Annotated in this window: 12 protein-coding genes; 11 read left to right on the top strand and 1 reads right to left on the bottom strand. The window is 43.8% G+C overall.

Annotated elements, in window-relative coordinates:
* Window positions 1–204 precede the first annotated feature (204 nt).
* From clpX to yihA, 4 genes are all read left to right on the top strand, one after another.
* On the top strand, window positions 205–1,467 hold the full coding sequence (gene clpX / locus FOF60_RS18180; protein WP_192471486.1) for an ATP-dependent protease ATP-binding subunit ClpX: 1,263 nt from the start codon (window positions 205–207) through the stop codon (window positions 1,465–1,467).
* A gap of 763 nt (window positions 1,468–2,230) precedes the next feature.
* The gene (lonB, locus tag FOF60_RS18175) at window positions 2,231–3,898 is read left to right on the top strand and encodes an ATP-dependent protease LonB (RefSeq protein WP_192471487.1); all 1,668 of its coding nucleotides are present in this window, start codon (window positions 2,231–2,233) and stop codon (window positions 3,896–3,898) included.
* 435 nt (window positions 3,899–4,333) lie between these two features.
* Entirely contained in the window at window positions 4,334–6,661 is a 2,328-nt protein-coding gene (lon, locus tag FOF60_RS18170; RefSeq protein WP_192471488.1) for an endopeptidase La, read from the top strand.
* Entirely contained in the window at window positions 6,658–7,242 is a 585-nt protein-coding gene (yihA, locus tag FOF60_RS18165) for a ribosome biogenesis GTP-binding protein YihA/YsxC (RefSeq protein WP_192471489.1), read from the top strand. Before lon ends, yihA begins: the two co-directional genes overlap by 4 nt.
* 56 nt (window positions 7,243–7,298) lie before the next feature.
* Here the strand turns inward: yihA and FOF60_RS18160 are convergent, their stop codons facing one another.
* Window positions 7,299–7,784, bottom strand: a complete 486-nt coding sequence (locus FOF60_RS18160) for a LiaI-LiaF-like domain-containing protein (RefSeq protein WP_192471490.1) — start codon at window positions 7,782–7,784, stop codon at window positions 7,299–7,301.
* Window positions 7,785–8,044: 260 nt separating this feature from the next.
* Here FOF60_RS18160 and hemA point away from each other — a divergent pair, with 260 nt between their 5' ends.
* The 7 genes from hemA to spoVID all read left to right on the top strand — a co-directional run bounded on the left by hemA (window position 8,045) and on the right by spoVID (window position 15,883).
* Window positions 8,045–9,391, top strand: a complete 1,347-nt coding sequence (hemA, locus tag FOF60_RS18155) for a glutamyl-tRNA reductase (RefSeq protein ID WP_192471491.1) — start codon at window positions 8,045–8,047, stop codon at window positions 9,389–9,391.
* 14 nt (window positions 9,392–9,405) lie between these two features.
* On the top strand, window positions 9,406–10,239 hold the full coding sequence (locus tag FOF60_RS18150) for a cytochrome C assembly family protein (RefSeq protein ID WP_192471492.1): 834 nt from the start codon (window positions 9,406–9,408) through the stop codon (window positions 10,237–10,239).
* 12 nt (window positions 10,240–10,251) lie between these two features.
* Window positions 10,252–11,187 (top strand): hydroxymethylbilane synthase, encoded by a 936-nt coding sequence (gene hemC, locus FOF60_RS18145; RefSeq protein ID WP_192471493.1) that lies wholly within the window; start codon window positions 10,252–10,254, stop codon window positions 11,185–11,187.
* Window positions 11,184–11,960, top strand: coding sequence for a uroporphyrinogen-III synthase (locus FOF60_RS18140; RefSeq protein ID WP_192471494.1), 777 nt, complete (start codon window positions 11,184–11,186; stop codon window positions 11,958–11,960). The genes hemC and FOF60_RS18140 overlap by 4 nt, the downstream gene beginning before the upstream one ends.
* Before the next feature lie 3 nt (window positions 11,961–11,963).
* A complete protein-coding gene (gene hemB, locus FOF60_RS18135) occupies window positions 11,964–12,944 on the top strand; it encodes a porphobilinogen synthase (protein WP_192471495.1) in 981 nt (326 codons plus the stop codon).
* An 86-nt stretch (window positions 12,945–13,030) separates the two neighbouring features.
* Window positions 13,031–14,323 (top strand): glutamate-1-semialdehyde 2,1-aminomutase, encoded by a 1,293-nt coding sequence (gene hemL, locus FOF60_RS18130; protein WP_192471496.1) that lies wholly within the window; start codon window positions 13,031–13,033, stop codon window positions 14,321–14,323.
* A 384-nt stretch (window positions 14,324–14,707) separates the two neighbouring features.
* Window positions 14,708–15,883: a stage VI sporulation protein D gene (gene spoVID / locus FOF60_RS18125; RefSeq protein WP_192471497.1), complete on the top strand. Its 1,176-nt coding sequence runs from the start codon at window positions 14,708–14,710 to the stop codon at window positions 15,881–15,883.
* Window positions 15,884–15,921: the final 38 nt, after the last annotated feature.

The raw sequence follows: 15,921 nt of genomic DNA, 5'->3' as shown, positions 1-15,921 counted from the left end.
TAAGATGTGTTAGTACATATTTTTTTCGATTCATAAGCGCGAAACTGAAATGGCCGAGGGTTATTATTTCCTGTACCCTGGCAAAATGTGATACAATGCAATACATACCTGCTCGACTGAAGCAGAAAAACTGTTACTTAACTGATCGTTTGCTTATGAATCGCAGCTTTATATATGTTTAGAAGTTCTCAAGGGGTGAAGGCATTGTTCAAATTTAATGATGAAAAAGGGCAGCTCAAATGTTCTTTCTGCGGCAAGACGCAGGATCAAGTCCGCAAATTGGTAGCAGGGCCAGGCGTCTATATCTGTGACGAGTGTATTGAATTATGCACAGAAATCGTTGAAGAGGAACTTGGCACTGAAGAAGAAGTTGAGTTTAAGGATGTTCCAAAACCACAGGAAATCCGCGATATTCTTAATGAGTATGTAATTGGGCAGGACCAGGCGAAGAAGAATTTGTCTGTAGCCGTTTACAATCACTATAAGCGTATCAACTCAAACAGCAAGATTGATGACGTTGAACTTTCGAAGAGTAATATTGCGATGATCGGGCCAACAGGCAGCGGTAAAACGTTGCTGGCACAAACTTTGGCACGTATTCTCAATGTGCCATTCGCAATCGCGGATGCAACATCACTGACAGAAGCAGGTTATGTTGGTGAAGACGTTGAAAACATTCTGCTAAAATTGATCCAATCAGCTGATTATGATGTGGAAAAGGCTGAAAAAGGAATCATTTATATCGATGAAATCGATAAAATCGCCAGAAAATCCGAAAACCCTTCTATTACTAGAGATGTTTCCGGTGAAGGTGTACAGCAGGCACTTCTGAAAATTCTTGAAGGGACAGTTGCAAGCGTACCGCCACAAGGTGGACGAAAGCATCCACATCAAGAATTCATCCAGATCGATACGACGAATATCCTGTTCATTTGTGGCGGAGCATTCGACGGTATCGAACAAATCATCAAGCGCCGCCTTGGCCAGAAAGTAATTGGCTTTGGCTCTGAAAAGAAAGAGGAAGATCTAGACAAGAAGGAACTGCTTTCAAAAGTGCTTCCTGAAGACTTGCTGAAATTCGGGTTGATCCCTGAATTCATCGGTCGTCTTCCAGTAATTGCCAGCTTGACTCCGCTTGATGAAGAAGCGCTAGTCGAAATCCTGACAAAACCGAAGAACGCACTTGTAAAACAGTATCAAAAAATGCTTGAGCTGGATAATGTCGAGCTTGACTTCGAAGACGACGCACTGATTGAAATTGCCAAAAAAGCAATTGAGCGCAAAACAGGTGCCCGCGGACTTCGCTCAATCATCGAAGGCATCATGCTGGATGTCATGTTCGACCTTCCTTCACGTGATGACATTGTTAAATGCATCATCACGAAGGAAACAATCGAAAACAACATGCCGCCAAAGCTCGTGTTAGAGGATGGTACTGTTCTTAAAGACGAAAGAAATTCAGCTTAATAAGCATAAATCCCGGTGAATTTTTCACCGGGATTTTTTTATTTGCCACAATGAAATTCGAACAGGTTTAGCGGAGAAAGTAGAGCCAACTTCAGACAGGTTTAGTGTTGAAAGAGGAAAAGCTGTCAGAAGAAAGGGTAACTTCAGACAGGTTTGGTGCTGAAAGAGGAAAAGCTGTCAAAAGTAAGAGCAACTTAAGACAGGTTTGGTGCTGAAAAAAGAAAAACTGTCAAAAGAAAGGGTAACTTAAGACAGGTTTGATGTTAAAAGAGGAAAAGCTGTCAAAAGAAAGGGTAACTTAAGACAGGTTTGGTGCTGAAAGAGGAAAAGCTGTCAAAAGTAAGAGCAACTTCAGACAGGTTTGGTGCTGAAAAAAGAAAAACTGTCAAAAGAAAGGTGAACTTCAGACAGGTTTGGTGCTGAAAGAGGAAAAGCTGTCAAAAGAAAGGGCAACTTTAGACAGGTTTGCTGTTAAAGGAGGAAAAGCTGTCAAAAGAAAGGGCAACTTTAGACAGGTTTGCTGTTAAAGGAAGAAAAGTTGTCAGAAGAAAGGGTAACTTCAGACAGGTTTGGTGTTGAAAGAATAAAAGCTGTCCGAACTAGGTCAAAACCTTCTTTCGAATTGGAGAAAAACTATTAATTTCACTACCAAACCAAGGTCTCTTCAGGTGGGAAAATTCACTTGAAAATATTGTTTATTCCAACACTGTCAGGGGGATACTAGGTTAAAGCCAATAGTATCAACTTATGGGAGGGAATATAATTGAGTTGGACCGGAATCGCCTTGTTCATACAGCTGTTTTTCGGAATCATCATCGGGCTGTATTTCTGGAATTTACTTAAGAATCAGCGGACTCAAAAAGTGTCAATCGATCGGGAATCCCGAAAGGAAATGGAACAGTTAAGGAAGATGAGATCGGTCTCCCTGAGTGAACCGCTAGCTGAAAAAGTCAGACCATCAAGCTTCAAGGACATTGTCGGACAGGAAGATGGAATCAAGGCACTAAAAGCTGCCTTATGTGGACCTAATCCGCAGCATGTCATCATCTATGGACCACCGGGAGTAGGGAAAACTGCTGCAGCCAGGCTTGTGTTGGAGGAAGCAAAGCAAAACCAAAAATCCCCCTTCAAGAAATCTTCAGTATTTGTTGAGCTGGATGCTACGACGGCGAGGTTTGATGAGAGAGGAATCGCTGACCCACTGATTGGTTCGGTTCATGACCCGATCTATCAAGGGGCCGGAGCGATGGGCCAGGCAGGTATTCCTCAGCCAAAACAAGGGGCTGTTACCAATGCTCATGGCGGAGTATTATTCATTGATGAAATTGGAGAGTTGCATTCGATCCAAATGAACAAGCTATTGAAAGTATTAGAAGACAGGAAAGTGTTCCTAGAGAGTGCGTATTATAATGAAGAAAACACTCAAATCCCAAGCCATATCCACGACATCTTCAAAAATGGGCTCCCGGCAGACTTCCGCCTTGTAGGAGCAACGACAAGAACTCCAAGCGAAATCCCTCCGGCGATCAGGTCGAGATGCATGGAAGTATTTTTCCGTGAGCTAAGCCAAGAGGAAATTTCTGAAGTAGCCAGAAATGCTGCTGAAAAAGTACAACTGACTATGAGTGATAAAGCGATTGAAATCTTGTCAAACTATGCACGGAATGGGCGCGAAGCCGTTAATATGGTACAGATTGCTGCAGGATTGGCCATAACAGATGAACGTACCTACATTAAAGAAGAAGAAATCGAATGGGTGGTGCATTCAAGCCAGCTGACACCGAGAATGGAAAGAAGAATCAATGAAAAGTCAGCAGTTGGTCTTGTCAATGGGCTGGCTGTCTATGGACCAAATACAGGTGCACTTCTTGAAATCGAAGTGACGGTCATTAAAGCAAAAGAAAAAGGCTCCATCAATATTACAGGGATCGTCGATGAAGAGAGCATCGGCGGACAGGGAAAATCAATTCGCAGAAAGAGTATGGCGCGAGGGTCAATTGAAAATGTCATCACCGTTCTCCGGTCGATGGGTGTCCCGGCCGATGAATTTGATATCCATGTTAATTTCCCTGGCGGTACTCCAATCGACGGACCATCTGCCGGAATCGCGATGGCAACGGGGATTTATTCAGCCATTTATAAAATCCCAATGGACAATACTGTCGCTATGACAGGAGAAATCAGTATCCATGGCAATGTGAAGCCGATTGGCGGTGTTTATCCTAAAGTGAAGGCTGCGAAAAAGGCGGGTGCCAAAAAGGTAATTATTCCGCAGGAAAATGTGCAGACCATCCTTAATGAAATAACTAATATAGAGATTATTCCAGTCACCCACCTGATCGAAGTCTTTGAAATTGCTCTTTTAAAAGATCATCCGAGAGAGCAGATTATCAAGGCAGCCGATGAACTGACACAAAAAGAGACGAGCTAATAACGCGAAAAAGAACGCTTGCCGGCGTTCTTTTTTTAGGGGTTTTTTTACTGACCAGGGGATCAATAGGCCTTTTAGAGAAAAATCCTGGGAGCAGCCGTGAAGTTAGAGACAAAAACTATAATAACTTCCATCAATAATTCACATAGCAACTTACGAAGAAAAGCGGGTTTATTTTTCCCTGAAAAAGGAAAGAGGGTGTAATAGAGGTTACCATGTTGAAGTTGCTGCTTCCAAAAATAGATACCGTTTGCTTTTGAAAGTAACTTCAGATGTAGACATATTTTCGCATAAATATCAGGATACTAATCAATGACGCAAAACGATGCTAAATGCTCTTGTTATTAGACACCTGAAAATAAATACGATAGAATTGAACAACAAAGTATTATTATACTTATGGTTTGATACAATGCATGTTGGAGGTGCAATGTCATGGCGAATAAGAATGAGCACACTGTCCCACTCCTGCCGCTGCGCGGTTTGCTTGTGTACCCGACGATGGTTCTGCATTTGGATGTAGGTCGAGAAAAATCGGTACAGGCATTGGAAAAGGCAATGGTGGATGACCATTTAATCTATCTTACAACCCAAAAGGATATATCCATAGATGAACCCGGCGAGGAGGATTTGTACCAGATGGGTACATTGACTCGCGTCAAACAAATGCTGAAGCTCCCGAACGGAACGATCCGAGTGCTGGTTGAAGGGTTGTCCAGAGCTGAAATCATTGAACTTTTTGACGAGAATGACCATTTTTCCTGCAAAGTAAGAACCTTCGAGGATGATGAGTCAAAAGATGTCGAAGATGAAGCATTGATGAGGACAATGCTTGAGTATTTCGAACAATACATAAAGATGTCCAAGAAGATTTCTGCGGAAACGTATGCATCTGTTTCTGATATCGAGGAGCCTGGAAGGATGGCGGACATCATTGCCTCCCATCTGCCTCTTAAGCTCAAAGAGAAACAGGAGATTCTTGAGACAATTGACATCAAGGAACGGATGAATCGTGTCATCGAAATCATCCATAATGAAAAAGAAGTGCTGGGTCTTGAGAAAAAGATTGGCCAGCGTGTAAAACGTTCGATGGAACGTACCCAAAAGGAATATTATTTGCGTGAGCAGATGAAGGCAATCCAGAAGGAGCTTGGTGAAAAGGAAGGAAAGACAGGAGAAATTGCTGAACTTACCGAAAAAATCGAGCTTGCCGGAATGCCTGAAAATGTGAAGGAAACGGCTTTGAAGGAACTCGACCGTTACGAGAAAGTCCCGACAACTTCTGCTGAAAGCGCAGTAATCCGAAATTATATTGAATGGCTTGTTGCTTTGCCATGGTCAAAGTCGACAGAGGATGACCTGGATATCAGCAAGGCGGAAAAGATTCTTGATAAGGATCATTATGGATTAGAAAAAGTCAAGGAAAGGGTACTTGAGTATCTGGCAGTCCAGAAGCTGACGAACTCATTAAAAGGACCGATCCTGTGTTTGGCTGGACCTCCGGGAGTCGGTAAAACGAGCCTGGCCAGGTCGATCGCTAAATCCCTGAACCGCAACTTTGTAAGGGTATCTTTGGGCGGTGTCCGTGATGAGTCAGAAATTCGCGGCCACAGAAGGACTTATGTCGGTGCGATGCCGGGCAGGATCATCCAGGGGATGAAAAAGGCAGGAACGATTAACCCTGTGTTCCTTCTTGATGAAATCGATAAAATGTCCAATGATTTCCGTGGGGACCCTTCTTCCGCAATGCTAGAGGTACTGGATCCGGAACAAAACCATAATTTCAGCGACCATTACATTGAAGAGGCATATGACCTTTCAAAAGTAATGTTCATCGCTACTGCCAATAATCTTTCAACTGTACCAGGCCCGCTGCTCGACAGAATGGAGATCATCAATATTGCAGGCTATACCGAGCAGGAAAAGCTTCACATTGCCAAGGATCATCTTCTTCCAAGACAAATCAAGGACCATGGTCTGTCAAAATCACAGCTTCAGATGAAAGATGAAGCGATTACGAAGGTAATTCGTTATTATACACGGGAATCTGGTGTGCGCTCCCTTGAGAGGCAGCTTGCATCCATCTGCAGAAAAACAGCGAAAATCGTTGTTTCCGGTGAGAAAAAACGTGTGATCGTCAGTGAAAAGAACGTCGAGGACTTCCTCGGAAAGACTAAGTTCAGGTATGGGCAGGCGGAGTTGGAAGATCAGATAGGTGTTGCCACCGGTCTCGCTTATACGACCGTTGGTGGCGATACCCTCCAAATAGAAGTTTCCCTGTCACCAGGAAAAGGCAAGCTTGTCCTTACTGGTAAGCTAGGAGATGTCATGAAGGAATCTGCACAGGCTGCCTTCAGCTATGTGCGTTCAAAAGCGAAGGATCTGGACATTGATCCGGACTTCCATGAAAAGAATGATATTCATATCCATGTTCCTGAAGGTGCTGTTCCAAAAGATGGTCCTTCAGCGGGTATTACGATTGCTACTGCGCTTGTATCTGCTTTGTCAGGAAAGCCGATCCGCAGGGAAGTGGGTATGACAGGAGAAATAACGCTTAGAGGAAGAGTATTGCCAATTGGCGGTCTTAAGGAAAAATCGTTGAGCGCCCACAGAGCAGGCTTAACCAAGGTTATTTGTCCAAAGGATAATGAAAAAGATATTGATGATATTCCAGAAAGTGTACGTAAGGAGCTTGAATTTGTGTTAGTTTCTCATTTAGATGAAGTATTGAAGCACGCTCTTGCCAGCGGTGATTCTCAATGAAAGTAAATAGTGCAGAAATCGTGATCAGTGCTGTAAGGCCGAATCAATATCCGGAAGGCAATCTTCCGGAGTTCGCCCTTGCAGGCCGGTCGAATGTTGGCAAGTCTTCTTTTATCAATAAAATGCTTAATAGAAAAGCCCTCGCCAGGACTTCATCAAAGCCTGGAAAAACACAGACACTGAATTTTTATCTGATCAATGAAATACTTCATTTTGTTGATGTTCCAGGGTACGGATACGCCAAGGTTTCGAAGTCCGAGCGTGAAGCCTGGGGCAAGATGATTGAAACGTATATCACATCACGAGAACAATTGAAAGCAATGCTTTTGATCGTTGACCTGAGGCATCCGCCTTCAAAGGATGATGTCATGATGTATGATTTCTTGAAGCATTATGAAATACCCGTTATTATCATCGCGACCAAAGCGGATAAAATTCCAAAATCAAAGTGGCAAAAGCACTTAAAGATTACAAAAGAGACACTTGATCTCGATCCGGATGATACAATTATTCTTTTCTCATCAGAAACAGGGGAAGGGAAAGACAAAGCCTGGTCAGTATTAGGAAGTTTCATGAGATGATTTTTTCATAGAAGCACAAAGAAACCCGCACCGTATCGACTACGGTGCGGGTCTTCTTATTTCTTTTTCATAAATAACAGGTAAATACCAATAAGGATCAATGCTGCCGGCCAAAATCTCCATGCTGTTGAAACTCCGTTTTCCAATAAACCAAGCCAACCGCTGACTTTGTCATAAAACAGCAGGAGTCCTGCTAAGATGAGAAAGAGGACGCCGTGGAACAAGCCGTTGCCTGTTTTCTGATATCGCAGCAAAAAGCCAAGGGCGATGATTAAAATAAAAGCTCCAAGGTGATCTGGCCAGAGTGTGAATTGATTGACCACATGGAAGTGAACACCGAAGCCGACGAGTATCACGCCCGGAAAGATCGCTTCATAATCCCTGCCCCAATAGCCCTGAACTAAAAAGGCTGCTCCGACGATGATCAAAAGTGTCGGCCACGTATAAAATTCATTGAACAACGATACATTTTCCTGCTGAAGATAAAAGTAAATTCCAAATCCGATTAATATCATTGCTGGTAAAATTCTCTGATTTTTCATTCTTTCACCGCTTCCAGAAAGGCTCACTTGAATTAAAGGACAAACTTTGATAAGGTACATTAGGGAGTATGTTTATTTGCTTTTGATATAGTATAAAAGTATAACAAACATACAGATGATATAGTCCAATTTAATCAATGCATTTATATATATATGTTTTTTCATTAGTTGTTCACATTTACAACGTAAGAAGAAAAAAAACGTCATGTATAATTGCCTTAGCCAATTATGCAATTTCTATGTGGGGGTGTCAATTAATAATGCATATTATCGTTGTCGGTCTTAACTATAAAACTGCCCCTGTCGAAATCCGCGAAAGATTGACATTTAACGAGGCGAATCTTGGGGAAGCCATGAGCGCCCTTCAGGAAAAGAAGAGCATCCTTGAGAATGTCATCGTATCAACTTGCAACCGTACAGAAATATATGCTGTCGTGGATCAGCTTCACACAGGCAGATATTATATCAAAGAGTTTCTATCTGAATGGTTCGGGATCCCTCAGGCAGAATTCACGCCGTTCCTGTTCATCTATGAACAAGACGGGGCTATTGAGCATCTATTCAAGGTTTCTTGTGGTTTGAACTCCATGGTGTTGGGTGAAACCCAAATCCTTGGGCAGGTGCGTTCAAGCTTCATGCTTGGCCTTGAAAAGAACACGACTGGTACGGTCTTTAACCAGCTGTTCAAACAGGCAGTCACTATCGCCAAGCGCGGCCATTCCGAAACAGATATCGGAGCGAATGCTGTTTCTGTAAGTTACGCAGCTGTTGAGCTTGCCAAGAAGATTTTCGGCACTCTGGACCAGAAGCATGTCTTGATTCTTGGTGCTGGGAAGATGGGTGAACTTGCGATCCAGAACCTTCATGCAAATGGTGCAAAGAAGGTGACGGTCATCAACCGTACTTACCAGAAAGCTGAGGATTTGGCGAACCGTTTTTCTGGCAAGGCAAAAACACTGGATGAACTTCAAACTGCGCTTGTGGATGCGGATATCCTGATCAGTTCAACAGGTGCGAAGAACTTTGTTGTCACGAAGGATATGATGGCAAAGGTCGAGCAAAAACGAAAAGGAAAACCATTATTCATGGTGGATATTGCGGTGCCACGTGATCTTGATCCGGAAATCGCGACGCTTGAAAATGTCTTCCTTTATGATATCGATGATCTAGAGGGCATCGTTGAAGCGAATCTGCAGGAACGTCAGAAGGCAGCAGAGAAAATTCTGATCATGATTGAAAGTGAGATCGTCCAATTCAAACAGTGGCTGAATACACTTGGTGTCGTTCCGGTCATTTCTGCATTGAGAGTCAAAGCCCTTTCAATCCAGCAGGAAACGATGAACAGCATCGAACGAAAACTGCCACATCTATCTGATCGTGATATTAAAGTTCTTAACAAGCATACAAAAAGCATCATCAATCAGCTCCTTAAAGATCCAATCCTGCAGGCGAAAGAGCTTGCGGCTGGTCCGGATGCTGATGAAGCACTTGATCTATTCGTGAAGATTTTCAATATTGAACAGCTCGTCGCTGAACAAGAAGGAATGAAAACAGCTGAAACCAAGCAGGTAAAAGTCCCTTCGCCTCAGGCTTCTTTTCAGCCGTAAGAGAGGTGGTGCCCATGGGTGATCTTTATATTACGCGTCTCCATGAAATAACCATTGTGATTTACGCGGCCAGCGTGCTCTTATACTTTATCGATTTTCTTAACAGTAACCGGAGGGCAAACCAAATTGCCTTCTGGTTACTTGCATTTGTTTGGGGTTTCCAGACGATTTTCCTGTTGTATTACATGATCGACCAGGGCCGGTTCCCAGTTCTGACCCTCTTTGAAGGGCTTTACTTTTATGCATGGGTGCTGGTAACGCTGTCGCTGGCAATCAATAAGCTTTTAAAAGTAGATTTTATTGTCTTTTTTACAAATATCCTTGGATTCATCATCATGGCAATCCATACATTCGCACCCGTGCAATATGATTCAAATGTTATGTCCGAACAGCTTATATCGGAACTACTGCTCATCCATATCACGATGGCGATCCTGTCATATGGAGCATTTTCGATCTCAGTGGTCTTTTCGCTGCTATATCTCATTCAATATGACCTTTTAAAGCGGAAAAAGTGGGGTAAGCTGTTATGGAGGATCACGGATTTAACAAAACTGGATTATTGGTCATACATATTGAATGTCATCGGAGTGCCGATGCTGATCCTGAGCCTGATACTCGGGCTTCAGTGGGCGTGGATCAAGGTGCCTGACCTTGCCTGGTATGATGCCAAGCTGATAGGGTCATTCATTGTTCTCGCTGTTTATAGCATCTACCTGTATTTAAGGGTTGGCAAAGAAATGTATGGAAAATCGCTTGCCCTTTGGAATGTCGCATCGTTCCTGATTGTATTAATCAACTTTTTCCTTTTCGGAAAATTATCATCTTTCCATTTTTGGTACCAATAATAGGAGGCTGTCATGAGAAAAATTATCGTTGGCTCCAGACGGAGTAAGCTAGCATTGACACAAACAAATTGGGTAATTGAGCAGCTGAAAAAACTAGGTGCTCCTTTTGAGTTCGAAGTAAAAGAAATCGTCACAAAAGGAGACAAAATCCTTGATGTGACTCTATCAAAGGTTGGCGGAAAAGGCCTCTTTGTAAAAGAAATCGAACAGGCTATGCTTGATAAAGAAATTGACATGGCTGTCCACAGCATGAAGGATATGCCTGCCGTACTTCCTGATGGACTTGTCATCGGATCAATTCCTGAAAGGGAAGACCACCGTGATGTCTTGATTTCCAACGGACATGTTGCTTTTAAAGATCTGAAACCTGGTTCAGTCATCGGAACAAGCAGCCTGCGCAGAAGTGCCCAGCTGTTGGCTCAGCGGCCTGATCTTGAAATGAAGTGGATTCGCGGAAATATCGATACAAGAATCGCTAAGCTTGAAACAGAAGACTATGATGGCATTATCCTTGCTGCTGCTGGTTTAAAGCGCATGGGATGGGCCAGTGATACTGTAACTGAGTTCATCGATGAGGATATTTGCGTACCAGCTGTCGGCCAGGGCGCGCTTTCAATCGAGTGCCGCGGTGATGATGAAGAGCTTCTTCAACTGCTTGAAAAATTCACTTCTGCAGAAACTAGTGCGACAGTCAGGGCCGAAAGAGCATTCCTTCACAAGATGGAGGGCGGCTGCCAGGTACCAATTGCCGGATATGCATATCTTAACGACCAGGAAGAAATCGTCCTGACAGCACTAGTTGGTTCTCCGGATGGAAAGACGATTTTCAAGGAGATTGTAACTGGAACTAATCCAGAAGAACTTGGTGAACTTGCAGCTGATAAATTGATCAGCCAGGGAGCCAAGGACCTGATTGACCAGGTAAAACAGGAGCTTGATAGTGAATGATTCCAGCGCATTCGCTGCAAAATAAAACGGTCATGATTCCAAGGGGAAAGGCTCACGCGAAGTCTTTCTCCGAATTGGTTGCAAGAAATGGAGGGATTCCGGTGGAGATCCCTCTTATTGCCTTTCAGCCGGTTGCAGCATCTGAAAAACTACTTAAAACACTTGCGAATTTACATACCTATGATTGGATAATTTTTACGAGTAATGTGACGGTGGAAACCTTTTATTCCTTTTTGAAAAAGGGACAGGCTCTTCTGCCTAAAATAGCCGTGATCGGCGAAAAAACGAAAGAAGTCCTTGAGGACATGGGTGAAACAGTCGACTTTGTTCCGGATGAATATGTTGCCGAAGGCTTTGTCGATGAGTTTTTACCACATGTCAATCAGGGTGAGAGAATCCTGATTCCAAAAGGAAACCTGGCAAGGGATTATATCTCTGCTGCATTGAAAGAAAAGGGCGCAATTGTCGATGAAATCATCATCTATGAAACATTCATGCCTGATGAAAGCAGAGGCAAGCTCGTTAAGATGCTATCTGAAGAAAGTCTTGATATACTTACATTTACAAGCCCTTCTACGATTGACCACTTTATGAAAATCGTTGAGGAAAATCAATTAAGAGACAAGCTGGAGCACTGCATCGTTGCCTGCATCGGCCCTGTATCCAAAAGGAAGGCAGAGCAGCGTGGATTGAAGGTGCATGCCATGCCGGAAAAATACACCGTCGAAGAAATGCTGAAAAGCGTTGCCAATTTTATAAATATTGGAGGGTAATCCATGGAACATCTTGAATTCAGCCGTCACCGCCGTCTTCGCCAATCAGCGAATATGCGCGCACTAGTACGTGAAAACTATCTTCGCACTGAAGACCTGATCTATCCGCTTTTTGTCGTTGAAGGAGAAAATGTGAAAAAAGAAGTTTCTTCAATGCCGGGAGTCTATCAACTATCCCTTGATAACCTGAAAGAAGAAATCACTGAAGTAGATTCTTTGGGCATTAAATCCGTGCTGCTTTTTGGCGTACCTGACGAAAAAGATGAAGTAGGCTGTCAGGCATATCATGACCAAGGAGTGTTGCAGGAAGCAATCCGAGTCATTAAAAAGGACTTTCCTGATATGGTTGTCATCGCCGATACTTGCCTGTGTGAATACACTAGCCATGGCCATTGCGGTGTCATCGAGGATGGCAAGGTCCTCAATGATCCATCTCTTGAGCTGCTCGGAAAAACAGCGGTCAGCCAGGCTAAAGCTGGAGCGGACATCATCGCACCATCGAATATGATGGATGGTTTTGTTACTGCGATTCGTTTTGCTTTGGATGAGGCAGGATTCCATGATGTGCCGATCATGTCTTATGCTGTTAAATATTCTTCTGCATTTTACGGTCCATTCCGTGAAGCTGCGGAAAGTACGCCACAATTCGGTGACCGCAAATCCTACCAGATGGATCCGGCAAACCGGATCGAAGCGATGCGCGAAGCTGAATCAGATGTCATGGAAGGTGCAGACTTCCTGATCGTCAAGCCGGGCATGCCTTACCTGGATATCGTCCGTGACGTAAAAAACAATTTCAACCTGCCTGTTGTCATTTATAATGTCAGCGGTGAATATTCAATGGTCAAAGCAGCCGCTCAAAATGGCTGGGTCGACGAAAAGAGCATCGTGATGGAAATGCTGACAGGTATGAAGCGCGCAGGTTCAGACCTAATCATTACCTATCACGCAAAGGATGCAGCACGCTGGCTGAAGGAACAATAAGGATATAAGGCTTTGTTGAGGTTTCTGGCAGTCATAATGGCTGGAACTAAATCGCCGGAGTCAATTAAATAGAAATGAGGGATAGTATGCGCTCATATGATAAATCGATAGAAGCTTTCAAGCAAGCGACAGAACTTTTGCCAGGAGGAGTTAACAGTCCAGTCCGCGCATTCAAGTCTGTCGATATGGATCCTATCTTCATGGAAAAAGGAAAAGGTTCTAAAATCTATGACATTGATGGCAATGAGTATATTGACTATGTATTGTCATGGGGACCACTGATCCTTGGACACACGAACGACAAGGTCGTAGAGGGAATCAAGAGAGTGGCAGAGCTTGGGACAAGCTTCGGTGCACCAACTGTTGTTGAGAATGAGCTTGCACAGTTAGTCATTGACCGTGTCCCATCGATCGAAATGGTAAGGATGGTATCTTCGGGAACTGAGGCAACGATGAGTGCATTGCGCCTTGCGCGCGGGTATACTGGCCGCAATAAGATCCTTAAATTTGAAGGATGCTACCATGGACATGGAGACTCATTGCTTATTAAAGCCGGCTCAGGCGTTGCTACACTAGGCTTGCCAGACAGCCCGGGTGTTCCAGAAGGAGTTGCCAAAAACACGATTACAGTACCTTACAATGACCTTGAGAGCGTCCGTTACGCGTTTGAGCAGTTTGGTGATGATATCGCTGGTGTGATTGTGGAACCAGTAGCCGGAAATATGGGTGTTGTTCCCCCAGTTGAAGGCTTCCTGGAAGGTCTGCGCGAAATCACCACTCAGTATGGCACAGTTCTTATTTTTGATGAGGTTATGACAGGCTTCCGTGTAGGCTATAACTGTGCACAGGGCTATTATAATGTAACACCTGACTTGACATGTCTCGGAAAAGTAATCGGCGGCGGTCTTCCTGTAGGCGCATACGGCGGGAAGAGGGAGATTATGGAGCAAATCGCTCCAAGCGGTCCGATTTACCAGGCGGGAACACTTTCAGGCAACCCGCTGGCGATGACAGCCGGCCTCGAAACGTTGAAGCAGCTGACACCGGAGTCCTACAAAGAATTTGAACGCAAAGCTGACATTCTTGAAAAAGGTTTGAAGGCAGCGGCTGAGAAATACGGAATCCCGCACACAATCAACCGCGCAGGCTCAATGATCGGCATCTTCTTCACAAATGAAAATGTCATCAACTATGAAGTGGCCAAACAATCGAACCTTGAATTCTTTGCAGCCTACTATCGTGAAATGGCGAACGAAGGAGTCTTCCTGCCGCCATCACAGTTTGAAGGATTATTCCTGTCAACAGCACACACAGATGAAGATCTGAAAAAAACAATTCAAGCAGCAGAGAAAGCATTTGCTAAACTGCAGAATAGGTAATTTATGACACTCTCCGTTTTGGAGAGTGTTTTTTTGCGTGGGCCGCATAGGGTTCGGCTAAAATGCGGCTGTATTCTCTTAATTTTGTCCGAAGTAGCACCAGGGTTCGGACAAAACCCGTTCGTATTCTCATAACTATGTCCGAAGTAGGCCCATGTTCGGACAAAACTCAGTCGTATCCACCTAACTTTGTCCGAAGTATTTCACGTGAATATCTCCCTGGCTTTAATTTTCCTCAAACAATTTCCTTAAGTAGTAATCCACTTCAAACTATCCCTTTCCAACTCCTTTTTATGTTCTAAATTATCATAAAACTAAATATAGACTCATAAAGTGTTAATGACATAGTGATTTTACGTTTAAGGAATGAAAGGAGGAGTCGCTTTGTCTCAGGGGAATCAATCGTGCCTGCGATTTTCATTAGAAGAGTCTGTGTGGTTTCAAAGAGGACAGGAAGTCGCGGAGCTTGTCTCGATTTCACTCGATCCGAATATAACCATCCAGGAAAATGAACAATACGTATCCATTCGCGGATCGCTGGAGTTGACTGGGGAATATACATGCCATGAACAGCAGCAGGAGGATGATAGCCAGATCGCAGCCCTTAAGTACGTGCATTCTGTCATGGAAAGGGAAGAAGGAGTCTATGAATTCCTTCATCGTTTCCCGGTAGATATCACAATTCCTAAAAACCGGATTGAAAGCATCTATGACATTGATATTCAGGTGGAGGGTTTTGATTATGTTTTTCCGGAAAAAGACCGACTGAAACTGAATGCTGACCTTGCCATCACTGGTCTGTACGGCGAACAGCAGCATGAAGCCGAACAGGATGCTGACAGTGAAGAGGCGGAAGAACTGGAAGTAAGTTACCGCGAGGAGGCTACTGCAGAAGTTGATGTGGAGGCTGCAGCGGAAACTGAAGAAGATGCAGAGCGCGATAGCCAGGAAGAGAGAGATGAACAAGACTTCCCGGAAGCTCCTGCCTATTCTTTCGTCCAGCAAAATGAAGCACTAAATGAACAGGAAGAGCAGGAATCGTACGAAGAAGAATTGTATGCGCCATTTAGAGCAGAAGCAAAAAAATCGCTAGAAGCAGAAGAAGCATCTGAACCTGAATTGCAAGAGCAAAGAGAGCACCAACAAGTTCCTGAGTATGCTTTCAGTGACTTTAGAGGTGAGCCGGAGCCAGTTGCGGAGGTCGAATTAGAGCAAGAGGAAGTTGAACTGGAGGCAGAGGATCAGCCAGAAGCAGAAAATCAGCCTGCTGAAATGGAAGAGTCTCCCGAAAGCTCATCATCTCCACTATTGAAAAAGAAGAAGCCGAATATGAAACAAGGTATTTCGATTGCTGAATTCTTAGCGCGTAAAGAAGAAGAAACTGAGGTTGCTAAAATAAGAGTGTGTATTGTTCAGCAGGGCGATTCACTTCAATCGATTTCCGAACGATATGATGTGCCAGTCCAGCAGCTTCTTCGTGTGAATCATCTTAGCATCGACCATGAGGTACATGAAGGCCAGGTCCTATATGTTCCAGGCGTAGCGGTTCATAATAGCTAACATTTTTCACTTTATAGGTATTAAGGTTTTGCAATACG

The sequence above is a fragment of the Mesobacillus jeotgali genome, assembly GCF_014856545.2.
In the GTDB taxonomy this organism is placed as follows: domain Bacteria; phylum Bacillota; class Bacilli; order Bacillales; family Cytobacillaceae; genus Mesobacillus.
This window is presented reverse-complemented; position numbering and strand designations above follow the sequence as displayed.